The sequence below is a fragment of the Aeromonas sp. 9A genome (genome assembly GCF_963900955.1).
Taxonomy (GTDB): Bacteria; Pseudomonadota; Gammaproteobacteria; order Enterobacterales; family Aeromonadaceae; genus Aeromonas; species Aeromonas salmonicida.
On sequence record NZ_CAWRFG010000001.1, the window covers coordinates 572,783 to 597,577 of the forward strand.

General features: G+C 56.5%; 23 protein-coding genes. 20 read left to right on the forward strand and 3 right to left on the reverse strand.

The genetic code is table 11. From position 1 onward, the window contains the following. The first annotated feature begins 221 nt into the window (after positions 1-221). From AACX78_RS02820 to AACX78_RS02855, 8 genes are read left to right on the forward strand one after another with little or no spacing between them, the layout of a single operon-like run. Positions 222-431, forward strand: coding sequence for a helix-turn-helix transcriptional regulator (locus tag AACX78_RS02820; RefSeq protein WP_111588970.1), 210 nt, complete (start codon positions 222-224; stop codon positions 429-431). A 10-nt stretch (positions 432-441) separates the two neighbouring features. Next, positions 442-855 carry a hypothetical protein gene (locus tag AACX78_RS02825; protein ID WP_159165317.1) on the forward strand — a complete coding sequence of 138 codons (414 nt, stop codon included), beginning with the start codon at positions 442-444 and terminating at the stop codon, positions 853-855. Positions 856-869: 14 nt separating this feature from the next. Beyond that, complete coding sequence (locus AACX78_RS02830) at positions 870-1,454, forward strand: ash family protein (RefSeq protein ID WP_159165318.1); 585 nt, start codon at positions 870-872, stop codon at positions 1,452-1,454. Beyond that, positions 1,451-1,609, forward strand: coding sequence for a hypothetical protein (locus AACX78_RS02835; RefSeq protein WP_159165319.1), 159 nt, complete (start codon positions 1,451-1,453; stop codon positions 1,607-1,609). The genes AACX78_RS02830 and AACX78_RS02835 overlap by 4 nt, the downstream gene beginning before the upstream one ends. Continuing rightward, the gene (locus AACX78_RS02840) at positions 1,606-1,866 is read left to right on the forward strand and encodes a hypothetical protein (RefSeq protein WP_159165320.1); all 261 of its coding nucleotides are present in this window, start codon (positions 1,606-1,608) and stop codon (positions 1,864-1,866) included. The genes AACX78_RS02835 and AACX78_RS02840 overlap by 4 nt, the downstream gene beginning before the upstream one ends. Then, positions 1,859-2,017 (forward strand): hypothetical protein, encoded by a 159-nt coding sequence (locus AACX78_RS02845; protein WP_159165321.1) that lies wholly within the window; start codon positions 1,859-1,861, stop codon positions 2,015-2,017. Before AACX78_RS02840 ends, AACX78_RS02845 begins: the two co-directional genes overlap by 8 nt. Next, the gene (locus AACX78_RS02850; RefSeq protein WP_159165322.1) at positions 2,010-2,366 is read left to right on the forward strand and encodes a hypothetical protein; all 357 of its coding nucleotides are present in this window, start codon (positions 2,010-2,012) and stop codon (positions 2,364-2,366) included. Before AACX78_RS02845 ends, AACX78_RS02850 begins: the two co-directional genes overlap by 8 nt. Further along, positions 2,363-4,627: a DUF927 domain-containing protein gene (locus tag AACX78_RS02855; protein ID WP_159165323.1), complete on the forward strand. Its 2,265-nt coding sequence runs from the start codon at positions 2,363-2,365 to the stop codon at positions 4,625-4,627. Before AACX78_RS02850 ends, AACX78_RS02855 begins: the two co-directional genes overlap by 4 nt. Before the next feature lie 707 nt (positions 4,628-5,334). On the opposite strand, the gene AACX78_RS02860 is transcribed toward AACX78_RS02855, so the two are convergent. Then, on the reverse strand, positions 5,335-6,900 hold the full coding sequence (locus AACX78_RS02860) for an LA2681 family HEPN domain-containing protein (RefSeq protein ID WP_159165324.1): 1,566 nt from the start codon (positions 6,898-6,900) through the stop codon (positions 5,335-5,337). A 447-nt stretch (positions 6,901-7,347) separates the two neighbouring features. Between AACX78_RS02860 and AACX78_RS02865 the strand changes: the two genes are divergently transcribed. The 4 genes from AACX78_RS02865 (at position 7,348) to AACX78_RS02880 (ending at position 14,848) form a co-directional block, all read left to right on the forward strand. Next, positions 7,348-9,489, forward strand: coding sequence for a nuclease-related domain-containing protein (locus tag AACX78_RS02865; protein WP_159165325.1), 2,142 nt, complete (start codon positions 7,348-7,350; stop codon positions 9,487-9,489). Positions 9,490-11,230: 1,741 nt separating this feature from the next. Continuing rightward, a complete protein-coding gene (amt, locus tag AACX78_RS02870; RefSeq protein ID WP_159165326.1) occupies positions 11,231-12,673 on the forward strand; it encodes an ammonium transporter in 1,443 nt (480 codons plus the stop codon). Positions 12,674-12,864: 191 nt separating this feature from the next. Continuing rightward, on the forward strand, positions 12,865-14,217 hold the full coding sequence (gene rlmD, locus AACX78_RS02875; RefSeq protein ID WP_159165327.1) for a 23S rRNA (uracil(1939)-C(5))-methyltransferase RlmD: 1,353 nt from the start codon (positions 12,865-12,867) through the stop codon (positions 14,215-14,217). Positions 14,218-14,335: 118 nt separating this feature from the next. Further along, positions 14,336-14,848, forward strand: coding sequence for a GNAT family N-acetyltransferase (locus AACX78_RS02880; protein WP_159165328.1), 513 nt, complete (start codon positions 14,336-14,338; stop codon positions 14,846-14,848). A gap of 236 nt (positions 14,849-15,084) precedes the next feature. Here AACX78_RS02880 and tppF read toward each other — a convergent pair whose 3' ends face one another. Beyond that, entirely contained in the window at positions 15,085-15,699 is a 615-nt protein-coding gene (tppF, locus tag AACX78_RS02885; RefSeq protein ID WP_276529319.1) for a type IVa pilus pseudopilin TppF, read from the reverse strand. 40 nt (positions 15,700-15,739) lie between these two features. Between tppF and AACX78_RS02890 the strand changes: the two genes are divergently transcribed. The 7 genes from AACX78_RS02890 (at position 15,740) to deoD (ending at position 22,942) form a co-directional block, all read left to right on the forward strand. Then, the gene (locus tag AACX78_RS02890) at positions 15,740-16,528 is read left to right on the forward strand and encodes a TatD family hydrolase (protein WP_159165330.1); all 789 of its coding nucleotides are present in this window, start codon (positions 15,740-15,742) and stop codon (positions 16,526-16,528) included. A gap of 213 nt (positions 16,529-16,741) precedes the next feature. After that, the gene (locus AACX78_RS02895; protein ID WP_021140884.1) at positions 16,742-18,016 is read left to right on the forward strand and encodes a NupC/NupG family nucleoside CNT transporter; all 1,275 of its coding nucleotides are present in this window, start codon (positions 16,742-16,744) and stop codon (positions 18,014-18,016) included. Positions 18,017-18,139: 123 nt separating this feature from the next. Beyond that, positions 18,140-18,310 carry a XapX domain-containing protein gene (locus AACX78_RS02900; protein WP_005320410.1) on the forward strand — a complete coding sequence of 57 codons (171 nt, stop codon included), beginning with the start codon at positions 18,140-18,142 and terminating at the stop codon, positions 18,308-18,310. Positions 18,311-18,713: 403 nt separating this feature from the next. Continuing rightward, positions 18,714-19,487 (forward strand): deoxyribose-phosphate aldolase, encoded by a 774-nt coding sequence (deoC, locus tag AACX78_RS02905; protein WP_059112476.1) that lies wholly within the window; start codon positions 18,714-18,716, stop codon positions 19,485-19,487. A gap of 106 nt (positions 19,488-19,593) precedes the next feature. After that, a complete protein-coding gene (gene deoA, locus AACX78_RS02910) occupies positions 19,594-20,925 on the forward strand; it encodes a thymidine phosphorylase (protein ID WP_159165331.1) in 1,332 nt (443 codons plus the stop codon). A gap of 14 nt (positions 20,926-20,939) precedes the next feature. Beyond that, a complete protein-coding gene (locus tag AACX78_RS02915; protein ID WP_021140886.1) occupies positions 20,940-22,148 on the forward strand; it encodes a phosphopentomutase in 1,209 nt (402 codons plus the stop codon). Between the two features lie 77 nt (positions 22,149-22,225). Further along, a complete protein-coding gene (gene deoD / locus AACX78_RS02920; protein ID WP_005320418.1) occupies positions 22,226-22,942 on the forward strand; it encodes a purine-nucleoside phosphorylase in 717 nt (238 codons plus the stop codon). A gap of 73 nt (positions 22,943-23,015) precedes the next feature. Here deoD and AACX78_RS02925 read toward each other — a convergent pair whose 3' ends face one another. After that, positions 23,016-23,633, reverse strand: coding sequence for an AhpA/YtjB family protein (locus tag AACX78_RS02925; RefSeq protein ID WP_021140887.1), 618 nt, complete (start codon positions 23,631-23,633; stop codon positions 23,016-23,018). A 119-nt stretch (positions 23,634-23,752) separates the two neighbouring features. On the opposite strand from AACX78_RS02925, the gene serB reads away from it, so the two are divergent. Continuing rightward, positions 23,753-24,763 carry a phosphoserine phosphatase SerB gene (serB, locus tag AACX78_RS02930; RefSeq protein ID WP_159165332.1) on the forward strand — a complete coding sequence of 337 codons (1,011 nt, stop codon included), beginning with the start codon at positions 23,753-23,755 and terminating at the stop codon, positions 24,761-24,763. Positions 24,764-24,795: the final 32 nt, after the last annotated feature.

The following is a 24,795-nucleotide window of genomic DNA, read 5'->3' on the forward strand; positions in this document are numbered from 1 at the left end:
GACTCGTTATCACACCAGCGTTAGGATTTACCCATCATGGCCCATTCTTTAGAGATTGGGCCTTTTTCATACCCAAACATATCCAAACTCGGCCATCGTGCCGAGTTTTTGCGTTGGAGAATCCCAAGTCAAAATCAGCATCATTCATCATCAACAACAACTGCTTTATCCCTTTCAAGCCCGACCACTGTGTCGGGCTTTTTCATTTCAGGAGAACTCACATGAAAATACCGGAAACAGGGTTTATTCGAGAGGCACAACTGGTTACCACGGCAAGCAAGGTGGGCCCGTTACCGTTCAGCAAGTCAACGCTGTGGAGGATGGTTGGTGAAGGCAAGTTCCCTAAGCCAATCAAGCTGGGAGTCCGGGTCACAGCCTGGCGCTGTGAAGAGGTTCACGAGTGGATCAACGCTCAAGGTCAAGCAGCGTAAGGAGGGAAAGATGCAAAACGAAAAAGGCCGTACCGCGAACGGCACGACCCAGCTTGAGCAGGGTCAGCATATTACCAAGTACGAATTGGTCGCCACCCACCTGCTGGAGCAGGGAGCCCAGGGCGTCAGCGCTTTGTCAGGCCTGGCTGGGCTCCATGACCTCAACTTGCGTAACAGCATTGGCCTACTCCGTCGAAACCACGGGGTAGCTATCACTGATGCGTTTTTTGAGCACCAGCATAGCGGCGGCGGGACGACTCGCTTCAAGCGCTATTGGCTGGCTGACCGTGATCAAGCCCATAAGTTGGTGGCACTGATCAACCACTGGCGACACCAGCGCCAGGCTGCCCCATTGGCAGATGACTACGCTGCCACTCTGTGCGCTCGCACGCCGGCAGCAGTCCCCCTTCCTCCCGCCGCTTAACCCCGAGGTATTTCATGCCAAAACATTATGGGCTCATTGCCCAGGGCGAAGCTTTGCCCAAATTCCAAGGGGTGGGCTTGTCCCACAACTTCCAACAGGGTACGATTCTCCACGCAACGGCAAAATCCGCTGCCGAGATTGGCGTCTCGAAAATATCTACGGAGCCGACCCACGCTCTAGCGTGGTTTTTTGTCGGTACTCGTTCCTCATTTCTTGGGGCGCTGCTGGCCTACCTGGTCGGTGGCCCCTACAGTGTTATGGCGGTTCGGGCGAGGGCCTCGCAAGGGGCGCTGGGTTCCGTAGTGACCAGTTACGCCAACCTTGTCCGGGCTGCCACCAGTTGGAGATTGGCGTCTTCCGGTGGCAGAGAAAATCTGACCACTACGGAGGCTGCCATCATGGCTACTGTCCCCATCCCAGCTTTACCCAAAATATTCACCTTCCTGATCCAGTGTCCCCGTGTCTGCCGCTTGGCAGAGCTTCGTCGTATCCGCATTGTCTGCATCATCGCCAACACCGAGGCTCAAGCCCGCGCCAACTTGCCTGGCTTGTCGTTGGTGTTTATGTCCCGCACCCCTAGCAAGGAGGTGGCAGCATGACCAAGTTCACCCCATCCCGTCTGGATTCCCTGCTCGAGCAGTTTGCCAACGTTCTGGAACAAACCGATTTATGCCGCCAGGAGCGGGCTCAGTTCCATGCTTTGCTCGATGCCCTGCGTATTGAGGTTGGGCTCTGCCAGGAGGTGCTGGCATGACCTACTTCGCATGGGCCAATGGCAGCTCGCCGGCCACCTTCATCGGCCCGACTCATCCACGTACTGGGAAACGGTCACAACAAGGCAGCCTGAGTGCCTTCATGTGTCGAAGTGACCGGGATCATTTTCTTGCCCAAACCAAAGGCGCCGCGGTGGCTGTCACCGCTAAAGAGGCTCGAGAACTGAAAGCCGGTTTAGATGATCGGGCGTTCAAGGAGCTGGTTGTTGTTCTGCTGGGAGGTGCCCGCCATGAGTAATCGACTGATCAATGCCCTCAATGTCCGTATGTGGCACGAGTTATCGCGCAATCCGCAGCGTCCCGCGGTGCTGCGAGAGCTGTTCAGGCGTCTGACCAAGGCCCAGAAACAAACAGGCGAGAGCAATGCAACAGGGGGATACCATGACTGAGATAAATAAGCTGGTGGATCAGTTGGCACAGGCCTACTTGGTCGCCCGGGGCAATGTGTTTACCCACCTGGGGATCCAGCTCCCCCTTGCTACAGACTCACTGACGATGGCCATCCATAACAACATCGTGGGCGCTCACCTGGAGCATGCCGGGGCGCAGCAGGGGCAAGCTGATGCTTTGCTGATGCTGCGGCATATGGTGGTGAACGATGAGCTCACTCCTCTGGGAGCCTTGGTGGTGGATCAGATGTATTGCGCCTTCTGCGCCGATGTTCACCAGATGCTTGAAGAGGGAAAGGACCCCGTGGTTGAGCTGACCCAGGAGAGCAAGCGGAGGGCGATGCAATGACAGTGGTATACCAAGGAACTTCAGGCTCTAGTCATCAAAACAGTCCCCCATCCCGGGCCGGTACCTTCCTCAAGTTTGCAGACCTGGACGATCTGCAGGTGGTCGTGATCCACACCGGTGAGCAAGCCAGTCGGGATGCAGGTATCAGGGCCACCCTGCAGCGCGCCCACAACGAGGCTATAACCACAGATAACCCTATTGATCCGGAGGTGGAACCAGAGCAGGCGCTGTATGTGGGGCCTGCCCAGCTGGATGAGGAGGCCCGCCTCTACAAGATGGCCGATCGGGATGCCACCAAGCGGGTCATCATTCACCAGTTTGGCAACCTGGCCCCCGAGAAAGCCAAGCGGTTGATCGTGGCACTGCGCAAGCAAGCCCCTAGGGCAGAGCTTTACCGTGGTCATCAGAGCCAGAACGCCGAGCCTTGGCAGCTGGTGGATGTGGTGGCCTTTGAGCAGAGACTGGCGGCAGGCACTCAATCGGACGACGCGCCCTGGTCAGACAATGTGGCTCCACTCCATTTGGTGAAAGGCAATCCAGAGGATGGACAAGATCTACCTGCCGGGTTCGAGGTTCGGGGATCGCGCCTGTGTGCCTTAACGATGGTGGGCCGGGGGGAGGATGCCCGGCAAGAGTGGGTACCCATTGCCAGCCCCGTCCATGTACTGGCAGAGACAGCTGATGAGCAAGGCCGCGGCTATGGCCGCTTGTTGGAGTGGCGGGACAGCGTGGGGCGGGTGCGCCAGTGGGCCATGCCGGTGCGTTCCCTGGTCCCGCGCAACGGTGAGGAGGTGTTTGCCGCGCTGCTGGATGCGGGCTTGCCCTTCATCGAGCTTGGTCATAAGCGCAAACTTGCATCCTACCTGATGAGCTGCCAGCCCAGGCGGCGGATCACCTGTGTCGAGCGCACTGGGTGGCATGGCCATGCCTATGTGTTACCTGGTGGAGCCATTGGGCCGGATGCGGAAGGGGTCATTCTGCAGACCGCCGGCTACACCGCCAGCGACTTTACCGAGCGCGGTACCTTGGCCGGCTGGCAACAGGGGGTTGCAGGGTTGGCCGTGGGCAACTCCCGGCTCTGCTTTGCGCTGTCACTCGCTTTTGCTGCTCCCTTGCTCTCCTTGGTAGGCATGGAGGGCGGTGGCTTCCACCTCAAGGGTGAGAGTACCGACGGCAAGACCACCGTGATGAAGGCGGCCGCGAGTGTTTATGGGTACCCGGATCGGTATTCCCAAACCTGGCGTGCCACAGGTAATGCCATCGAGGGGATCGCTAGCCGGCGTAATGATGCCTTGCTCTGTCTGGATGAACTGGGCGAGCTGGACGGCCGGGAAGCAGGACAGACTGCCTACATGCTGGCCAACGGCCAAGGCAAGGGCCGCAGTAAGCAGGACGGCGAGCTGAGAGAGCGTAAGGCCTGGCGGTTGCTGTTCCTCTCCACCGGTGAGTTGAGCCTCGAGGACCATGCCGCCAGTGCTGGGAAGAGTACCCAGGCCGGGATGGAGGTGCGGACAATCCAGATCCCCAGCGATACCGGGCACCATGGCGCGTTTGAGTGGCTGCATGGCATGGATGGAGGCCGCAGCTTTGCCGACACCCTGAAAGCCAATACAGAAGCACACCACGGCATCGCTTTTCGCACCTATGCCCATGCCCTGACTCAGGCTATGGAGGAGCAGAGCGAGCGGCTGAGGGCCGAGATTAAGCAATTGGCAGCCGAGCTGACTCCCAAGGGCGCGGGTAATCAGGTTGGGCGGGCCATCAACCGGTTTGCGCTGGTGGCCGCAGCCGGGGAGCTGGCCACCCGATTGGGGGTGACCGGCTGGCCAGAGGGGGAAGCCATCAGGGCGGTGAGGGTCTGTCTCAAAGCTTGGCTGGCAGAACGGGGGCACCTGGGCAACCAGGAGGACGCAGCCACCTTGATGCAGGTTCGTGGATTTGTCTTTGCCCACCAGTTCACGCGCTTTGCTGACTGGTTCGACTCTAGCCATCGTCCAGCCAACATGGTGGGCTTTCGCAAGGTGGAGTCGGATGGGGTGAGCTTCTTTGTGCTGCCCCAGGGCTGGCTTGAGATCACCAAGGGGCGAGATCCCAAGCGAGCGGCCATCTTGAGCCTTGAGGCTGGCTATCTGCTGACAGGCAAAGACAAGAAGCGGCTCCAGCGACAGGTCAGATTGCCAGGCATGGGTAAGGGGATGAGGGTCTATGTGCTGGGTGAGCGAGTATTGGGTGATGAAGGGGATGGCTTGGAGGATGAATAACCTCAGCCAACTGGAACCAGAGGGCCACCGAGTGTGGCCCTTGCCTTTTCTGCCTCAGGCGCGCGCGTGAAAGAAGAAAAAAAATGGTGGCTACAGTGGCTACACCACAACAAAACACCTCTGTAGGCCTTATGTATCAAGGGATAGAGGTGTAGCCACTAGGCTGATTTTTAGTGGCTACACATTGGCTACAGTGGCTACAAAAGGGGGCTGTAGCCACCGAGTAAGAGGTGTGTAGCCACCTGTAGCCACCACCTTTTTGGGTAGTGGCTACACGACAAACCCAGCAATGGCGCGGCCTAGAGGGGAGTTGTAGCCGCGTAGCCACTGTAGCCACCGTTTTTTTCATACATAGAGTGCAGACAGCCGATCGAGATCACACTTTTACTGCAACAGGGGGTTGCCTTGAGATTGACCAACGAACAACGAGAGCGGGTGTTCGAACTGCGCCGCCAGCACTCAATGAGGGAGGTGTCTGACATAGCCGGCCTGCCATTGGGTACCGTGAAGTCCATCATCAGCCGGTCGGGGCTGTTTGCCGATAACCCAAGGCACCGGGCCATGTTCACCTTGCCTCCACGGCAAAGCAGCAGGGAGACCTTACCGGCGGCTCCTGAGCTGCCTCCCCAGCAGGTGGTGACTGATGGCAAGGAGACTAATAACTTACTTTGGCTGCATCTGGTGATTGAGCGCTATATCTACGATTTTCAAATCTCGTCGCTACGTCCACGAACCCAATCGTGGTCGGGAACAAGCATCGAGCCGATAACGCCATCAGCCCGGAGTGCCAAGACTTGTTCGTGTTGTGAAATCGAAAGTGCAAGCATCTGGATAGCTGATCTAGCAACACGTAAAGCACGCAAGACCTCTTGTGTAAACGACTCCCGTCGATGATGCTCAACCTCAGGAGACTGTCTACTTTGTGCTGGGTCGCCAAAGTCATGTAACACTACGAACCGGTGCGTTCCTGCGTTACGAAGATCCTTTTGAGAGCGTAAAATCCCGGAACTGTTGTCATAATCTTCGGCAAGCTCAACAAGACCATATAGGGCAGGAGTGCCCCCACGAATTACTCGCTCCACCTTTACATGGAGCGGTCTAATGCCTGTTGTCTTGTCAATATTACCTCGCCAAACTTTGCCAAAGTAGACCTTGTCCGGCGGTAATCCCAACTCAAAGTAATGGTTTGCCACTACGGCTATTTTATCGAGCAGATCAAGAGCAGTGCGATGAACCAAGATCAGTGCTGACGTATCTGGTCCATAGGTCGCATAGTCAAGGGTATCCCCAAATCGACCTGTAGTTGGCCACGCATTTTCGTCAAGTGCCCTCCATAACAAGTCACGTGCTAGGATAAAATCGCTTTTTAGCATGTTGAACATTGCAAACACCGGAGGGGGCATCACGGCTACACTGGGCTCTCTCTCCATTATCCCTGGTAGCATAAGCCAATCCAGCTTTCCCATGGAGGGATCGATGAGCTCCACAGCTGGTGCAAGTGTTAAACGTTCACGTTCTACCCAACTAATAAAAGGGTCTAAATGCGGTGAGCGTGTTGGCGGCTCTTCCAACTGACATGCAAATTTTGCGATCTGTTCTGCAGCTTGTACGCCGGCATATTGAATAACTCGTTCCTTATGCTGATCTGCAATCTTGGCTAGCATGACCGCCTCGATACGAGTCAGTTCTGAACAGCCACCAAGCTCATAGAGCCAAAGCAGATTACGGGCTGCAGCACATGCAGCGACTCCATTTTGCGGATCAAGACCTAATGCGGAAAGCCATCCGTCTTGAGCTTCCCCAAGTCGATAGCTATTGCTGAACTGGTTTGCGAGGTTTGTCCAAGCTTGAGTTCGAAGTGCTAAATCAGCATCCACATCTTGAGCTACTTTCCAGAAGCATCGCCGGGCTTCTGCGCGACGCTCTCTTGTTAACTCCTGATGGCTCAACCAATCAGCATTTCGCGGTGGATAACCTGTCGCGGCGGTCAGCGCGTTACCTAAGTTATAGGTGAAGCTAACAATTGGGAATAAGTTGTGAAGTTCGCAAAATAGAGCGAGTCCTTCTTCAATCGCATCTTGCTGTTTAGTTAACGTACCACCATCAACCAAAATCGCCGCTTTTAAACTCATCAAGTTGACTCGTTGAGGGCCGTCGAGGTATGCATTGAGGTCTATTTCCTGGGCTTGTTTTACTGCCTCGATAGGATTGCAGTCCAGTAAGGCACTCAGGTGGGAGGAAAGCTCATTGAATTTGTCTTGTATTGATGGCACGACAGCACCTCAGTTGTTGGTATCAGACTTGATAAGCTTCATTCCACAACTGCAGCCTCGGACACGGGAATAAGCCAAGAATTCGCTTCGCTACTTGATGGCCAGCGATCACCAAAGTATGACAGAAGCAGAGCTGCTTCTGGAGAACCTTGTCAGCTAGCGTGGGCTAGTGATGCTTGGGGGCTATGTCGTTCCAAGGCATTTCAATTCGTATCCTTAATGGGCTCAAGATCAACCAAATTGGGTTAGTTCTATGAAATGATGGTCAGAACAACCGTTGAACTCAGACATGGCGCCATGGTGGACTGAATCCTTAACCGACGAAGCATAATGTTCACCACCGGACCATAAATAAAACCAGCATATAGAGCAGATACTTGTAATTTTCTAGCTTACAACATGCGGTGATCAACGCAGATTTTGTGATGGAGATATGAAGGAGAGATCATGCAAAAGCCACGAAATGAATCAGACATTCTGGATGATTTAATCGCATTAACAACGTCACCTGGATACGTTCATGCGGTCGCAAATATATGCCAGCGAGATAATGTCATTTACTTTAAGGATAAAGTTAAGCCATCCGATATGGACCGCTTATTTAGTCGAGATCGACTGATTCGGACAGAACTAACAACTGTTATGGGTCTAATGGTGAAGAAACCTTTGGACTTATCTCTACCATCGCCAGATGTAGTCAAAAAGTACATCCAGCAGACTGATACGCTGATGGCTGAACTCCATAATTCAATTTCTTATCCTATGTTTGCTGCCATGTTTGAGGGTGTTCAGGCGGGGATTGCGCCGCCCGACCCATGGCATGGCCCTGGGATGCGAGAGCCCATATTTTATGGTTCTGAATCGGCCTACGCTTTCCAGTACAGGGATCTAGTGCCTGAAAAGTATGGGGCCGATGACGAGTGGTTCCTCAGGGTAAAAGGTTTTACTTCTGATCAAGCAAGAACCATCGCAAAGACTATGTGTGACTTGATGGAAGAAAAGGGAACACAACTGTTTAGGGACGCTATCGCGGAAAAAGTTCAACCTGAAACATGGCTGCCTTCATTCGAGTTTTCTGTAGAAGAAGTAACGATCCGAAGCCAAGTTCCTCAAAATGTAGTCGAGGCGTTCTTTGATGCCTTTCTCTTCAAAGGTGACAACGCTGCGTTTAGAGAGGTGGGAGATTTCAACGAGGTCTCGGCTTGGCCACTAATTCCAACCGGTCGCAATACCGTGATTCTTTTTTCTCAATACGCGATTTATGAGGCTCTTTACGAATCGCCTTTCTTCTGGATGTTAGGCGATAAGTCTTACCAAGCAACAGCTTCCAAGCACCGAGGTGCCTTTACTGAGCAATTCGCAGCGCACCGATTAGCAAGAGTTTTCGGTCGCGAGAATGTCTATACGAATGTGAATCTGCATCGTGGTAAGGGTATTGTGGGTGAAGCTGATGTCTTAGTTATTTATGCAGACCGACTCATTATCGTTCAAGCGAAGGCCAAGAAGCTGACTATTGAGGCACGAAAGGGAAACGACAACCAGTTAAAAGCCGATTTTGCTGCCGCCATCCAAGACTCTTATGACCAAGGTTGGACTTGCGCCAATGAAATCCTGGCTGGTGGATGTCGCTTAGTGGACGACGAAGAAAACCAAATTAGCTTACCCCCAAGAATCAAAGAGGTCTTCATATTCAATCTTGTGTCGGAACACTATCCGGCGTTGGCCTTCCAAGCAAGCCAGTTTCTGCAATCCCAGACCACAGATGTTATCCGGCCCCCATTCGTCATGGATGTGTTTCTGCTGGACACACTAACAGAGATGTTGACGACCCCGCTGAGGCTACTGAGCTATGTAAAACTGCGTGTGGCTGTCTTAGATAAACTAATGAGTGGGCATGAACTGACCGTGCTCGGCTACCACTTGAAAATGAACCTGTGGTTGGAGGAGAAACACGACTTTGTCGTGCTTGAGGATTCCATAGCGCAAGAACTAGACACTGCAATGATGGTTCGTAGGGATAAGTTGCCTGGTGATGATACGCCAACAGGTATCCTTACAAAAATGCGTGGGACCCGATACGAAAGTCTAATAAAAGAAATAGAAACAAAAGCTGACCCTGCCATCTTAGAGCTTGGATTCCACCTCCTTTCGATGGATGAAGATGCGTGTATTAATATCCATCGTCTGCTTGAGATAATTACACAGGCGGCGTTACGTGATGGAAATCGACACGACGCAACACTTGGTTCTAGTACCGCATCATGTGGGGTTAGCTTCCACTGTAATCCAACGATATCTCCTGAAGCGATTACAACGTTGAGGGCCCATTGTACAAAACGTAAATACCAGCAACAGGCCTCACAATGGTTTGGTGTCTCTGTGAATCCAGATGGGCAGGTTCAATTTGGAGTCACATTAGACTTTCCGTGGGAGCAGTCGGACGAAATGGATCGGTTAACTGCGAACATGAAGCCAGCGTCTCATGTTCGCAATTTACTTCCTCAACCTCTGCAAGCATCTAAGCTTGGTCGGAATGACCCGTGCCACTGTGGTAGTGGGCGCAAGTACAAAAAGTGCTGTTTGAAGTAGACATAGAGCGCAAAGAGAGGCGTACATATCAAGAGATAATGTCCAGAACCAGGGAGGCCTGCTGATTGAGCCACTAGGGGGGGCGGGGTTGTCCAACCAGGCATCTAGTAACCCCCTTTCTTTGCTCATTTTAGGACATGCGTTACTGGTTAAAGTGCTCATGTTCTTAACCGAAGTCGGCTATGCTTCCTGCCGCCACCTGATGGGCCCTGTTCATGCGGCGCCATTCCCTGGCCATTAGCTGTGCTCACCAGGTGGCCCTATTCAATGGCTGTGTCGTGGGTTTCCTGACACTGTCCATGTTTCACCGCTCCGATAGCAGCAACTCCGCACCTAACTCGACAGGGCTCCGTTACACCCGGTGCCACCACTGACCGCAAACTCCACGCCTAAGCCGGCAGAAAGCCAAGGGGTGATGGAGCGCGTCTGCCACGGCAGGTGAAACGACCTCCCACCGCTACCGAATGAATCACCCTCCTGGGCCAGTCACTTGCCCCTCTCACCACTTGGGCAATCCCCTCAGAACTGCGCACTACAAACTGCGCAAATTGTGCATCTTTCTGCGCACAAGCCGTTGTGCAAAATCGAAAAACAATGGTGGTCCAATACTGGAAGAGCTAAGTGTGGTAAGGGCTGGAGGCGTTGGTGGAGGCTTAGATATTGCGCAATTGCGCAGAACTGCGCAAAACGAAATACATCGGCGCGAAGAACAACTCGGTGAGTTATGAAACAGGGGGGAGTGCAATAGGGAACTGACCTCTACCCAGTTGCTCTTGGTGTAGCTGGTGACCTGACCCGACATTTCGGCGGGGCAGACTGGTACGCCGACCGATACACTGGTGGCCACTCCGGCCATGGACTTAGCTGGGTATGGTGGCTCGCGGACCGGTATGCCGGTGACCAAATGTAGGGGCGCTTATCTGGACGGCCCGGCCCCTCACTGCCCCCAAACAGGGAGCATTTCCCCGAGACAGGGAAGGGGCTTAGCCTTGAGATATCCCGTAATGATCCAGAGATACAGACGCCACCGTCACTGTGGTGGGGGTACTTGTGGGGGTATAAATAAAAATCACATGTGACATTTTCCTTTAAAATCATGTATGTAACTCCTAATTTCGATAGAGACCCCGGCACCATCAACTAATTCAATGACGTAAGGCCACCCAAGCGGGTGGCCTTACGTTTTTTCAGTGTCTGAACATTGTGTTATGACGCCAAAGTGGCGGCATGTTCATGACTGTGCCCTGTCAGATCCCTACCAATATCAAAGACCATCCTTGCTGATGGCCTTGGATATTGTGTCAATGCTTACCTCTCTTCACTGCTTTCTCTCTGTGTCCGCATTCATCACTGGCGGTAGCCAGGTATATCCCGTTGTCACCTGCGGTTTTGTCGTCACCGGTCTGTCATCTGCCCTAGCTTATGCTCTGCTCTATTTCGGTGCGAGCGGGTTACCCTGCACAGCATAAGTGCGCCCCTTGCTCCCATGCTGACGTACCTTGTGATCAACTCTGGTGCATTGCTCAGCCTGTATGACCACAAGATATTGATCTTAAATGATTTAATGAGTTGGCCTGTTTTATGCTTTGAAATTGCCATGATGCTGGACAAGTCGATGCACTGCCGAGTAACAGTGGTGCAACAAAGTGAATTCAGTGTGCGGCGCGACTCATGGATTCGATATTCATATCAGGAAATGGACCCGGACTGGTGCCGGGACGACAGGGAAGGAGAAGGCAGTATGCTCAAGAGACTCGTGATGACAGGCTGGTTGGCGCTTGCCGCCTTGCTGGCCAGCCCCAGTTGGGCTGAAGAGCTGGTGGCCGCATCGGTCGATGTTGTGCAGGCAGCGGCGCCAGTGGTGGCTGCCGTGACCATCAACAAGGGTGACAATACCTGGATGCTGCTCTCTGCAGCTTTGGTGATCCTGATGTCGATCCCCGGGTTGGCGTTGTTTTATGGCGGTCTGGTACGTAGCAAGAACATGTTGAGCGTACTGATGCAGGTGTTCACCCTGTTCTCGCTCATCTGCGTGCTGTGGGTGATCTACGGTTATTCACTGGCCTTTACCGAGGGCAACAGCCTTTACGGTTCTTTCAGCAAGGTGCTGCTCAAGGGGGTAACCCCTGATTCCATCGCGGCCACTTTCAGCAAAGGCGTCGGTATCAGCGAGTTTATCTATGTGGTGTTCCAGGGGGCTTTCGCGGCCATTACCTGCGGCCTCATCGTGGGGGCCTTCGCCGAGCGCATCAAGTTCGCCGCCGTCTTGCTGTTCTCGGTGATCTGGTTCACCTTCGCCTACATACCGCTGGCCCACATGGTGTGGTACTGGGCGGGCCCGGATGCCTATACCACGGTTGATGCTGCAGCCGCAGCAACGGCGACGGCCGGTTATCTGTTCCAGCATGGCGCACTGGATTTTGCCGGTGGCACTGTGGTGCACATCAACGCCGCCGTAGCCGGTCTGGTAGGGGCTTATCTGGTGGGCAAGCGTCTGGGTTACGGTCGTGATCCCATGACACCGCACAGCCTCACCATGACCATGATAGGTGCCTCCCTGCTCTGGTTCGGCTGGTTCGGGTTCAACGCAGGATCCGCGCTGGAAGCCAATGGTACCGCCGCGCTGGCCTTTATCAACACCTGGGTGGCCCCGGCGGCCGCTGCGCTCTCCTGGACCTTGGCCGAGTGGGTGATGAAGGGGCGTCCCTCCTTGCTGGGCGCAGCCTCAGGTGCCGTCTCAGGTCTGGTGGTGATCACCCCGGCGGCCGGTTTTGTCGGTGTGGGTGGTGGCCTGGTGATGGGCCTGATGGGTGGCGTGGCGGGGTTGTGGGGAGTTCACGGTCTCAAGCGCTTGCTTGGCGCCGATGACAGTCTTGACGTGTTTGGTGTGCATGGTGTGTGCGGCATTCTCGGTGCCCTGCTGACTGGCGTCTTCGCCAGCCCGGATCTGGGCGGTACCGGTGTGTGGGACTATGTCACCAACCAGGTTGCGGAGGGTTACTCCATCCTGGCTCAGGTGAAGATCCAGGCCATCGGGGTCGGGATCACCATCCTCTGGTCCGGTGTTATCTCTGTGGTGGCTTTCAAGCTGGTGGATCTGATGGTCGGTCTGCGAGTCAAAGAAGATGCGGAGCGTGAAGGGCTGGATGTCACCACCCACGGTGAGAAAGCCTATAGCCTGTAACCCAGTCGTGGCCATGTGCCAACAAGAGTGCGCCGCCGGTTATGCCGGCGGCGTTTTTATGCCTGCAAAAGTAGAGTGCGCTTTACCCAACCTTTTATGCCTGCAATTTGGGCAGATCTCCGCTAAACTCTGCCACCCTTAATGGGCTTGCCCCATTTTCCCCATCATTTTCTATGCCTTTGGAGCCGCTCATGCCGTTAGTGGGACATCAACACCAGATCGAGATCCTGGAACTGACTGACAAGGGAGATGGCAAAGGACGCCTGTTCGACCGCCCCCTGTTCGTCGAGGGTCTGCTGCCCGGTGAGCAGGCGCTGGTGGAGCTGACCGAGGTCAAGCCGAACTATCTGCACGGCAAGGTCACCGAGCTGCTCCAGCCCTCTGCCGATCGGGTCGCCGACTTTTGCCCCAACACAGAGTGCGGTGGTTGTCAGGTACGCCCGCTGGCCTATCCGGCCCAGCTCAAGCTCAAGCAGGCTCTGGTGCAGAGCGCACTGGAGCAGGCCGGGCTGGGTGATACTCCGGTCAAGGCGATCCTTGGCATGGAGAGCCCGTTCGCCTATCGCAACAAGGCGCAATATGCGGTGCGTGGCTGCGACGCCGGTGCCGAGATTGGCTTTTATCGCAAGCACTCTCACGACCTCATCACCGCCGACGATTGCGCTGTGCAGGACTCGTTGCACGTGGAGCTCAATGCCCGGGTGCGCAACTGGATGCGCGAGCATGACATCGCGGCCTATGACGAGGTGAACCACACCGGCTGTGTGCGCAACCTGATGACCCGCAAGGGCTTCAAGAGCGGCGAGCTGATGGTGGTGCTGGTCACCCTGGGTGAAACGCTGCCGTTCGAAGCGGAGCTGCTGGCTGCCCTGAGCGATCTGCCCATTACCACCCTGGTGCAGAGCATCAACGATGAGCGTACCAACCGCATTCTGGGGGCCAACAACCGGGTGCTGCTGGGTGAAGGAGTGATCCGCGACAAGATCCATGAACTCGAGTTCGAGATCTCGCCGCTCTCCTTCTTCCAGAACAACCCGACCCAGACTGACGTGCTCTACTCCAGCGCCCTCGAGTATGCCGAGCTGACCGGCAACGAGACTGTGTTCGACATCTATTGCGGTATCGGCACCATCTCCCTCTTCCTGGCTGGCAAGGCCGCCAAGGTGGTGGGGATAGAATCGGTCGAGAGCGCCATCAGCGATGCCCGTCGCAACGCGGCCCTCAACGGCATAGAGCACACCGAATTCCATGTGGGCAAGGCCGAGCAGCTGATGCCCGAGCTGTACGCCCAGGGCGTGACCGCCGATGTGGTGGTGATGGATCCGCCCCGCAAGGGTTGTGACAAGGCGGTACTGCAGACCCTGGTCGCCATGGCGCCGCGCCGTCTGGTCTATGTCTCCTGCAACCCGCAGACTCTGGCCCGCGACCTCGCCTGGTTGGTCAAGCAGGGCTTCGTGCTGGATGAGGTGCAGCCGGTAGACATGTTCCCTCACTCCATGCACGTTGAAGCGGTTGCCAGACTCAGTCTGCCTGCCGGCAACTGATCTGCCGGTATCGCCATTGATTGAACTGGCCGGATCACAGTCATAAAAAAACGACTCCAAATGGAGTCGTTTTTTTATGACTGTGATCCGGCACTGCAGTCAAACAGGGAGGGGGAGCATGACGATTCGTCTGGCAAACGTGGAGGATGCGGCGGCGCTGGATCACTTCTTTCAGCAGCTGGATCGGGAGACCCGCTTCATGCTGTATGAGGCAGGGGAGCGCCCCTCCGATGTCGAGGGACAGCGCCAGCGTCTGGCGGCTATGCAGGCCAGCCTCAATCAGCGGATGTTGCTGCTGAGCCAGGGCGGTGAGGTGCAGGGTTTTGCCGTCCTGTTGGGAGGGAACATGCATCGCAATCGCCATTGTGGACTGGTGGTGATGGGGCTGCGGCCGAGTGCGCGCGGTCAGGGCTGGGGAGAGCGGTTACTGCGCACGCTTATTGAGGCGGCCAGCGATCTGGGTATCAACCGGCTGGAGCTGGGTGTCATGGCCCATAACGAGGTGGCTCATTCACTCTACCGCAAGTGTGGTTTCAGGGATGAGGGGTTGCGGCGGCAGGCGTATCGGCTGGACGAGGGCTATGTCGACGAGATCAGCATGGGGCTGCTGTTGCCGTCCGAAGCGCCATGATGCCGTTGGCCCGATTGTGCTTGGCCGGTATGAGGCAATGGAGCAGGGTATAGAACCGCTTTATAGCAACCCCAAGGAGCAGACGATGAAAGGTGTCTTGTTACGCTGGTTGGCCCGTTACGATGGCTGGTGTCAGGAGTGGGGACTCACCCCGGAGAACCGGCGCTGCTGCATGCCGGTTCGTTATGATGAAGATGAGACAAAGAAGGCTGAGCCAGAGTGCGATGCAGAGTCTCTCAATCAAAATTGCGAGTCACGGCCCCGGTAACGCTGTTGTAGTCGAAGGAGAGGCCATCCGGATAGGCCGGGAAGCGGTCGATGGAGGCGCGCAGGATATAGCGGCAGTTGTTGTGACTGAGTCCGTTATCGGCCTGATCCGGCACATTGAGCTCTTGCGAGATGTAATGGGTGTCAGCGCTCTTCTTGCCCTGGTCAGCCACGGTTTGATCGGTGTCCAGTATGGCGGTGAAAAGGGACTCGCAATCATCCGGACTGCTGACGGAGATCTGATCACTGTCGCCACCCGGGAAAATGGTATCGGGGCTCTGGCCTCCCTGGTCTTCCTTGGTGCCCACCGGCCAGCCAAACCGGTTGATATCGAGATCCTGCTTACCCATGCCGCTAAAGTTATAGAGTGCCAGCGGCTCCCCTTTCGTCTTGACCGCCCAGCCAGCGTGGGCCAGTTGCACCGCACCGGCAAAGCTGGCTGAGGTGGTGGAGACAGTGCTCTTGAGCGCATCATCCTTGATATTGATGAAGCGGGGCAGGGCGGTGACGGCCAGGATCCCCAGCACTATGATGACCAGCACCAGTTCAATCAGGGTAAAGCCAAGGTTCGAGCGTTTCATTATTGAGTAGACCCATCAAATACGACAAACAGGTGAAAGTGACATGCAACTGATCGACACCCATTGCCATCTCGACTTTCCGGTCTTCGATCCCGACCGGGCGGCGCTGCTGGCCGAGTGCCGGCAGCTGGGGGTCGGCGAGTATATCATTCCCGCCGTGGGGGAGGAAAACTGGGCCCGGGTGATGGCGCTGAGCGAACAGCATGCGGGCATTGCCTATGGACTGGGTATTCATCCCTGGTACGTAGGCGCCCAGACGCCAGGGGTATTGACCCGGTTGCAAGGATTGCTGGCTGCCCGGCCTCGCGGTCTGGTGGCGGTTGGGGAATGCGGGCTGGATCTGCGCTCCCATGTGCCGCAGGAGGGGCAGCTTGAACTGTTCGAGGCGCAGATCAGGCTGGCCATGGATCATGAGCTGCCACTGATTATCCACTCGGTGCGGGCCAATGATACGGTCGCGAAAATATTGCGCCGCTTCAAACCGGCCAGAGGCGGCGTCATTCATGCCTTTAGCGGTTCGCTGCAACAAGGACAGGCATTCTGGCAATTGGGGTTTCGATTGGGGGTCGGAGGAGTGATCAGCTTTGATCGGGCCAACAAGACACGAGAGGCGATCCGCGATCTGCCGCTGGAAGCCTTGCTGCTGGAGACGGACGCGCCGGACATGCCGTTGCAAGGGCTGCAGGGGCGACCAAACACCCCCGCCAACTTGCCAAAAATTGCGCAACTATTGGCCGAGTTGCGGCAACAGCCATTGTCTCATGTTGCTTCGGTGTTACATGAATCCACTTTGCGTGCTTTCCAGATCGAAAGAGGGTTTGGCAACATTTGATTAACGTCAGGTTGCGTTGTGCTGAAAGTTGCAGGGAGTAAAAATCGTTTGCGGTCTAATTTGGCGACCTCCAGCGTATTTCATGCTTATAAAATGTGACCAGCATTCTACTTTGTCTTCCTGTAATTAGTATAATGCGCACCCTTGATTGACAGCAGAAACACACAAGTTGTTAACAAGCTGGAAGGTGCTACTAAAGAGGAAGTGTTAATAATGAATTTGATAATGGGTCTGGTGGGGATGGCAACGCTCATCCTTATCGCGGTGCTGTTCTCCAGCAACCGCAAGGCAATAAGAATTCGCACCGTGGCCGGTGCCTTCGCAATCCAGGCTGGTCTGGGTGCATTTGTACTGTATGTCCCTGTGGGTCGCGATATTCTGGTGGGTGTATCTGATGCCGTTTCCAGCGTCATCGGTTATGGCCAGAATGGTATCGACTTCCTGTTCGGTGGCCTGGTCAGCAACAAGATGTTTGAAGTGTTCGGTGGCGGCGGCTTTATCTTTGCCTTCCGCGTTCTGCCCGTCATCATCTTCTTCTCTTCCCTGATCGCAGTTCTTTATTATCTGGGCATCATGCAGTGGGTGATCAAGCTGCTGGGTGGTGGCCTGCAAAAAGTACTGGGCACTTCCCGTACCGAATCCCTCTCTGCGACTGCCAACATCTTCGTTGGTCAGACTGAAGCGCCGCTGGTTGTGCGTCCTTTCATCTCCAAGATGACTGACTCCGAGCTGTTCGCCGTCATGTGTGGTGGTCTGGCCTCCGTTGCCGGTTCCGTGCTGGCAGGTTACGCCTCCATGGGCGTCAAGATGGAATACCTGATTGCCGCCTCCTTCATGGCCGCGCCGGGTGGTCTCCTGTTCGCCAAGCTGCTGGTGCCGGAGACCGAATCCCCCAGCTATGACGAAAACTCTGCTGAAGGCGATCTGGAAGACAAGCCTGCCAACGTGATCGATGCCGCCGCTGCCGGTGCATCCGCCGGTCTGCAACTGGCTCTGAACGTAGGTGCCATGCTGCTGGCCTTCATCGGCCTCATCGCCATGATCAACGGTATCTTCTCTGGTGTGGGTGGTTGGTTCGGCATGCCGGAGCTTTCTCTGGAACTGCTGCTGGGCTGGTTGTTCTCCCCGCTGGCCTTCCTGATCGGTGTACCCTGGAGCGAAGCCGTGGTTGCCGGTTCCTTCATCGGCCAGAAACTGGTGGTGAACGAATTCGTGGCTTACCTGAACTTTGCCCCGTATCTGAAGGATGAAGTACTGATCAACGGTGTGGCCATGTCAGAGCACACCAAGGCCATCATCTCCTTCTCCCTGTGCGGCTTTGCCAACCTGTCCTCCGTTGCCATCCTGCTGGGTGGTCTGGGATCAATGGCACCGAACCGTCGCAGCACCATTGCCAAGTTTGGTCTGAAAGCCGTACTGGCTGGCTCTCTGTCCAACCTGATGTCTGCCACTATCGCAGGCTTCTTCCTGGCACTGACTGCCATGTAATATTTGCCTGACACACAGGTAAAGACGAACGCCACAGCGAAATGCTGTGGCGTTCGCGTTTGGGGCGGTGACAACCGTTTTCCTTTCTAAACTAATAATAAAATGAGTCAAATCGGAGGTTATATGAATGAAGTGCTACTGGCGATGGCGGCCGGCTTTATCGTTGGCTTGTTGTTTTCTTTCCTCAAATTGCCGATCCCTGCACCACCCGTCCTGTCCGGGGTGATGGGGATCGTTGGAGTCTATCTTGGGGGCATTGCTTACTCCTGGGTACTCACACGTTTCTTCTCTTGACGCACTTTCCAGTACCGGATTTGCCAGATGTGAGGTACCTCTGAAATTGGCAAATCCGGCTTGCAAACACGGGGTATCTCGGCTGAAATAGGCATTGCCAGCAGGGTGCTGGCATTGACTAATGCCCGATCAAGTCGGGTGTTGGCGGTCAAATGGAATTGATTGGGAAGTCGGGTCAGAAGTCGTCGGCCTTTCTCAAGTCTTCATGGAACCAAGTCCGCACTTTTGTAAGAAAGTGACAGGGCTCTTGCCTTATTTACAGTCGTAGTGCCTGCATGGTGCCTGTGCATTCGCGCTGTAATTCCATTCCCGTATCCTGGGAAGTCGTGTCTTGCTGGTTGCGTTGCGACAAGCAGACGCTCGCCCTTGAGATCTGGATTAAATCGAGACTTTGGAGAATAGAATGACTGATCTGAAACTGGCCGCCCAACGCGCCCTGAACCTGATGGACCTGACCACCCTGAACGATGATGACACCGATCAGAAGGTTGTCGACCTGTGCCGCAAGGCCAAGTCACCGGCTGGCCTGACCGCCGCTGTCTGCATTTATCCCCGTTTCATCCCCATCGCTCGCAAAACTCTGCGTGAAATCGGTGCCGCCGACGTGCGCATTGCGACCGTGACCAACTTCCCCCATGGCAACGACGACATCGAGATCGCCGTGGCCGAGACCCGCGCCGCCGTCGCCTACGGTGCCGATGAGGTGGACGTGGTATTCCCGTACCGCGCCTTCATGGCTGGCAATGAACAGGTTGGCTTCGATCTGGTCAAAGCTTGTAAGGAAGCCTGTGGCGACAAGGCTCTGCTGAAAGTGATCATCGAGACCGGCGAGCTGAAGGAAGAAGCACTGATCCGTCGTGCTTCCGAGATCTGTATCGATGCCGGTGCCGATTTCATCAAGACCTCCACCGGTAAAGTGCCGGTCAATGCGACCCCGGAAGCGGCCCGCATCATGATGGAAGTGATCAAGGCCAAGAACCCGAAAGTCGGCTTCAAGCCAGCGGGTGGCGTGAAGGATGCAGCCGTTGCCGGTCAGTATCTGGCTATGGCCGAAGAGATCCTGGGCAAGGACTGGGTATCCGCCCGCACCTTCCGCTTTGGTGCATCCAGCCTGTTGGCCAGCCTGCTGGCCACGCTGGGGCATGGCGACAAGCCTGCCAACACCAGCGGTTACTAAGTTGATGAGAGGGCGAGCGCGGCTCGCCCTGTTATGCCCCCGCCAGATGGCGTGCGGGCAGGGATAACGGCTTAGGTAACGCCAGCAATGGCGGAGGGAATGAAAGATGTTTTTGCCTCAAGAAATTATTCGCAAGAAGCGCAACGGTGAAGCGCTCAGTACCCAAGAGATTCAATTCTTCGTTCAGGGCATTACCAACAACACCATAGGCGAGGGCCAGATTGCGGCGCTGGCGATGGCGGTCTACTTCAAAGACATGACCATGGATGAACGGGTCGCCCTGACCTGCGCCATGCGTGATTCCGGCATGGTATTGAACTGGGAGCACCTCAATCTGGGTGGCCCCATTGTCGACAAGCACTCCACCGGTGGCGTGGGTGATGTGGTCTCCCTGATGCTGGGCCCCATGGTCGCCGCCTGCGGTGGTTTCGTGCCCATGATCTCCGGCCGCGGTCTGGGTCATACCGGTGGTACTCTGGACAAGCTGGATGCCATTCCCGGCTACCAGACCTCGGTCGACAACGATCGTTTCTTGAAAGTAGTGAAAGAGGCGGGTGTGGCCATCATAGGCCAGACCGGCGATCTGGCGCCCGCCGACAAGCGCATCTATGCGGTACGCGACATCACGGCGACCGTTGAATCCATCGCCATGATCACCGGCTCCATCCTCTCCAAGAAGCTTGCCTCCGGGCTGGAAGCGCTGGTGATGGACGTCAAGGTGGGGTCAGGCGCCTTCATGCCGACCTTTGAAGCGTCCGAAGAGCTGGCCAAGAGCATAGTGGCCGTGGCCAACGGGGCTGGCTGCCGCACTTCAGCGCTCTTGACCGACATGAACCAGGTGCTGGCCTCCAGCGCTGGTAACGGGGTGGAAGTGCGTGAAGCGGTACGTTATCTGACCGGTGAATATCGCAACCCGCGCATTCACGAAGTCACCATGAGTCTGTGTGCCGAGATGCTGATCTCTGCCCATCTGGCCAGCGATGACGCCGATGCTCGCCGCCAACTGCAGGCGGTACTGGACAACGGCAAAGCGGCCGAGATCTTCGGGCGCATGGTCACTGGTCTTGGTGGTCCGTCCGATTTCATGGAACGTTATGACAGTCACTTGCCCAAGGCTGCTATTGTGCGCCCTGTGTATGCTGCCAATGCCGGCTTCGTGACCGCCATGGATACCCGCGAACTGGGTCTGGCCGTGGTTGCCATGGGTGGCGGTCGCCGCGCGGCGGGTGACAAGCTCGATTACGCCGTCGGTCTGACCGACTTTATCCGACTGGGTCAAAGCGTCGATGCTGACAAGCCGCTCGCGCTGATCCACGCTCAAACTGAAGATCAATTTGCTCAGGCTGCCAGCATGGTGCAGGCAGCTGTCAAGATCGGTGATACCCAGCCCCAGGCGTTGCCTGAGGTTTACCGTCGCATCGGTCTGGCTGATTTGTAACAAGGGGAAAACCCATGAAACGTACCTTTATTCTGATGATGGACTCTTTCGGTATTGGCGCTGCTGCCGATGCCGACAAGTTCGGAGATGTGGGCGCCAACACCCTTGGCCATATCGCCAAGGCCTGCGCGGCGGGTGACATTGAAGGCCGTGGCGCCCTCAATCTGCCGAACCTGAACAAGCTGGGCCTGGGCCATGCGGGCGAACTCGCTTCCGGCTACTTCCCGGAAGGGTTGAAGAAGGATATCGAGGTTGTCGGTGCCTACGGTTTCGCTCAGGAGCTCTCTTCCGGCAAGGACACACCGTCCGGCCACTGGGAGATTGCAGGTGTGCCCGTGCTGTTCGAGTGGGGCTACTTCAAGGATCACCACAACAGCTTCCCGCAGGAGCTGCTGGACGCCATCGTCGAGAAGGCTGGGCTGTCGGGTTACCTCGGCAACTGCCATGCCTCCGGTACCCAGGTGCTGGATGACCTTGGCGAAGAGCATATGCGCACCGGCAAGCCGATCCTCTACACCTCTGCCGACTCCGTGTTCCAGATCGCCTGTCACGAAGAGACCTATGGCCTCGAGAAGCTCTATGAGCTGTGCCACATAGTGCGTGAGCTGCTGGAGCCCTACAACATAGGCCGCGTCATCGCGCGTCCGTTCGTGGGTAGCGGCAAGGGCAACTTCAAGCGTACCGGCAACCGTCACGACTACTCTGTGCTGCCGCCGGCGCCGACAGTGCTGGACTACATGAAAGAAGCGGGTGGCCAGGTGGTCTCCATCGGCAAGATCGCCGACATCTATGCCAACCAGGGCATCACCAAGCAGGTGAAGGGCACGGGTTTAACCGAGCTGTGGGATCGCACTCTGGAAGAGGTGAAAGCGGCCGGTGACAACACCATCGTCTTCACCAACTTCGTCGACTTCGACTCCTCCTACGGTCACCGTCGTGACGTCAAGGGCTACGCCGATGCGCTGGAGTACTTCGACTCCCGTCTGCCGGAGCTGTTCGAGATACTGCAGGACGGCGATGTGGTGGTGCTGACCGCCGACCACGGCTGCGATCCGACCTGGGGTGGCACGGATCACACCCGTGAATACATCCCCGTGCTGTTCTTCGGCAAGCCGGTCAAGGCGGGTTCCGTCGGTCGTCGCGAGACCTTTGCCGACATTGGCCAGAGCATAGCGGCCTACCACGGTTTGCCGAAATTGGAATACGGTACCAGCTTCCTGTAATTTACCCGCCCGTCACCCAGGTGGCGGGCAACCAATAAAGACAATAAAACTCAACCTAGTGTGAAGGAATCAAGAGAATGGCAACTCCTCATATCAATGCGAAAGATGGCGCCTTTGCTGATACCGTACTGATGCCGGGTGACCCCCTGCGCGCCAAGTACATCGCCGAAACCTTCCTGGAGAACGTCGAGCAGGTGTGTGACGTGCGCAGCATGCTCGGCTTTACCGGCACCTACAAGGGTCGTCGCATCTCCGTCATGGGCCACGGCATGGGCATTCCGTCCTGCTCCATCTACGCCAAAGAGCTGATCACCGACTACGGTGTGAAGACCCTGATCCGCGTGGGTTCCTGTGGTGCCGTGCGTGAAGACGTGAAACTGCGCGATGTAGTGATCGGCATGGGTGCCTGCACCGATTCCAAGGTCAACCGTCTGCGCTTCAAGGATCACGACTTCGCTGCCATCGCCGACTTCGACCTGGTCGCCAATGCAGTGCAAGCCGCCAAGAACAAGGGCGTGCCGGTGCGCGTGGGTAACATCTTCTCCGCCGACCTGTTCTATACCCCGGATCCCTCCATGTTCGATGTCATGGAAAAATACGGCATCCTGGGTGTCGAGATGGAAGCTGCCGGTATCTACGGCGTGGCCGCAGAGTACGGTGCCAAGGCACTGACCATCTGCACCGTCTCCGACCATATCCGTACCGGCGAGCAGACCACCTCCGAAGAGCGTCAGCTGACCTTCAACGACATGATCGAAATCGCGCTGGACTCCGTCCTGCTGGGCGACAAGTAATCCCCATTTACATCATGCAAAACGGCGACCCTAGGGTCGCCGTTTTTTTATGAGCCGACTGCCTGTTGCCGGTTCAGCTTGCCGGCGTATCCGATGAGGGCGGACTCTTCTTCTTGTGTTTGCGCACCCGCATGTAGTTGCGGCGTACACCATAGGAGATAAGCAGACCGGCCAGCAGCGCCACCAGCAGCATCAGCCGCTGTTTTTCTTGGATCACCTTGAGCCGGGTGTCCTTCTCCGCCAGTAATTGATGCTCTTCCAGCGTGATGCGCAGGTAACCCAGCGTCTGTTCCTCATCCAGTATCTCCTGCACAAACTGGATACGTCCCTTGCCCTGCTCAGGCAGCGACTTGTTGTCACCGCCGATGGGGAGCAGGCTGTCCAGTGGCACGGCCTGATCCGATTGGGCGAGGGGAATGCCACGGGCATCATAGAGGGTGGCATCGAGGATCTCGGGCTCGGCGGCCAGATCCTGGGCCAGCCGTTCCAGCTCGCTGTTCTTGTCCTCCTTGATCCAGCGTTTCATGTCGCGGGCAGCATAGGCGACCAGTGCCTGGGCCCGGTTGCGCGCCTCGCTGTGCAGCGATGCCTGGCTCTCGCTCTGCATGTGGATGAGCACACCGAGCACCCAGAGGCCGAGCAGTATACCGGCGCCCAGGCTGAGAACGCGTTTGATGGGAAGATGACGCAAGCGTTGAGCCTCCTGATGGCAAGCGGTGGCGGGATCTTGGCGCTTGCCTGTACAAAAAGCAATACGCTACTCTGGGCCAGTTTTGTAACCCCATGATCACCAAGGAAGGTTCTATCCCTATGCTGTTGTCCCAATTACCCGCTGCCTTGTCCGAGTGGCCAGAGTGTCTGCACAGCGCCCCCTGGTGGCAGTTGACGCCACAAGCCTTGCTGCCCGTTGCCCAGCCGCTGGACGGCGCCTGGCTGGTGCTGTTTGGCAAGTCTCTTGCCGCCCGGCATCTGGCGCGTCTGGCCGAGCTGCTGGCGGCGCAGGATATTCAGGCGCAGCTCTATCCGCCGAGTACACCAGCCGGGGTGCCCTTGCTGTTGCTGGGCGCGGACAGGTTTTCCCCCGAGCTGGTGCAGTTGCTCAAGGCCGAGGAGTGGGACATCGACATCTGCCATCTGTCCGCGCTGCCTACCCTGAACGAGCCCGGTTTGCTGGTAATGGACATGGACTCCACCGCCATCCAGATCGAGTGCATCGACGAGATTGCCCGTCTGGCTGGCGTGGGAGATCAGGTGGCCGCCGTGACGGCCGCCGCCATGCAGGGCAAGCTGGAGTTTTCCGACAGCTTGCGTAATCGGGTCGCCCTGTTGGCGGGGGCACCAGTGACCATTCTCGATGAGGTGGCGGCCCAGATGCCCTGGATGCCAGGGCTGCAGCTGATGGTCGATACCCTCAAGCAGGCCGGTTGGAGGGTGGCGATCGCCTCGGGCGGTTTCACCCGTTTCGCTGGTGAGTTGCAGCAGGCGCTGGGGCTGGATGCCATCTTCGCCAACGAGTTGGCAGTCGAGGGGGCACAGCTGACCGGCCAGGTGAGCGGGCGCATCGTCGATGCCAGCGTCAAGGCAGAAGTGCTGCAACAGCTGGCGACAGAGTTCGGTATTCGTCCTGCCCAGACAGTGGCCATTGGCGATGGCGCCAATGATCTGAAAATGATGGGGGTGGCCGGACTCGGCATCGCCATTCACGCCAAACCGCTGGTGCGGGCCCATGCTGCGGCCACCCTGAACCATCATGACTTGGAAGGGGTGATCTGCCTGCTGGGGGCTCTTGCCTGTCGCGATCGCCGCTGGGATCGCAACTGATACCTGATTAGCCGCGAACAACTGACCCCACG

Excerpts from the sequence above, each read along its gene's own strand:
- AACX78_RS02915 (WP_021140886.1), top strand. The coding sequence starts at position 20,940 with ATGAAACGTACCTTTATTCTGATGATGGACTCTTTCGGTATTGGCGCT.
- AACX78_RS02890 (WP_159165330.1), top strand. The coding sequence starts at position 15,740 with ATGCAACTGATCGACACCCATTGCCATCTCGACTTTCCGGTCTTCGAT.
- AACX78_RS02900 (WP_005320410.1), top strand. The coding sequence starts at position 18,140 with ATGAATGAAGTGCTACTGGCGATGGCGGCCGGCTTTATCGTTGGCTTG.
- deoA (WP_159165331.1), top strand. The coding sequence starts at position 19,594 with ATGTTTTTGCCTCAAGAAATTATTCGCAAGAAGCGCAACGGTGAAGCG.
- AACX78_RS02855 (WP_159165323.1), top strand. The coding sequence starts at position 2,363 with ATGACAGTGGTATACCAAGGAACTTCAGGCTCTAGTCATCAAAACAGT.
- AACX78_RS02845 (WP_159165321.1), top strand. The coding sequence starts at position 1,859 with ATGAGTAATCGACTGATCAATGCCCTCAATGTCCGTATGTGGCACGAG.
- AACX78_RS02820 (WP_111588970.1), top strand. The coding sequence starts at position 222 with ATGAAAATACCGGAAACAGGGTTTATTCGAGAGGCACAACTGGTTACC.
- AACX78_RS02835 (WP_159165319.1), top strand. The coding sequence starts at position 1,451 with ATGACCAAGTTCACCCCATCCCGTCTGGATTCCCTGCTCGAGCAGTTT.
- AACX78_RS02830 (WP_159165318.1), top strand. The coding sequence starts at position 870 with ATGCCAAAACATTATGGGCTCATTGCCCAGGGCGAAGCTTTGCCCAAA.
- amt (WP_159165326.1), top strand. The coding sequence starts at position 11,231 with ATGCTCAAGAGACTCGTGATGACAGGCTGGTTGGCGCTTGCCGCCTTG.
- rlmD (WP_159165327.1), top strand. The coding sequence starts at position 12,865 with ATGCCGTTAGTGGGACATCAACACCAGATCGAGATCCTGGAACTGACT.
- AACX78_RS02865 (WP_159165325.1), top strand. The coding sequence starts at position 7,348 with ATGCAAAAGCCACGAAATGAATCAGACATTCTGGATGATTTAATCGCA.
- AACX78_RS02825 (WP_159165317.1), top strand. The coding sequence starts at position 442 with ATGCAAAACGAAAAAGGCCGTACCGCGAACGGCACGACCCAGCTTGAG.
- deoC (WP_059112476.1), top strand. The coding sequence starts at position 18,714 with ATGACTGATCTGAAACTGGCCGCCCAACGCGCCCTGAACCTGATGGAC.
- AACX78_RS02880 (WP_159165328.1), top strand. The coding sequence starts at position 14,336 with ATGACGATTCGTCTGGCAAACGTGGAGGATGCGGCGGCGCTGGATCAC.
- deoD (WP_005320418.1), top strand. The coding sequence starts at position 22,226 with ATGGCAACTCCTCATATCAATGCGAAAGATGGCGCCTTTGCTGATACC.
- serB (WP_159165332.1), top strand. The coding sequence starts at position 23,753 with ATGCTGTTGTCCCAATTACCCGCTGCCTTGTCCGAGTGGCCAGAGTGT.
- AACX78_RS02850 (WP_159165322.1), top strand. The coding sequence starts at position 2,010 with ATGACTGAGATAAATAAGCTGGTGGATCAGTTGGCACAGGCCTACTTG.
- AACX78_RS02840 (WP_159165320.1), top strand. The coding sequence starts at position 1,606 with ATGACCTACTTCGCATGGGCCAATGGCAGCTCGCCGGCCACCTTCATC.
- AACX78_RS02895 (WP_021140884.1), top strand. The coding sequence starts at position 16,742 with ATGAATTTGATAATGGGTCTGGTGGGGATGGCAACGCTCATCCTTATC.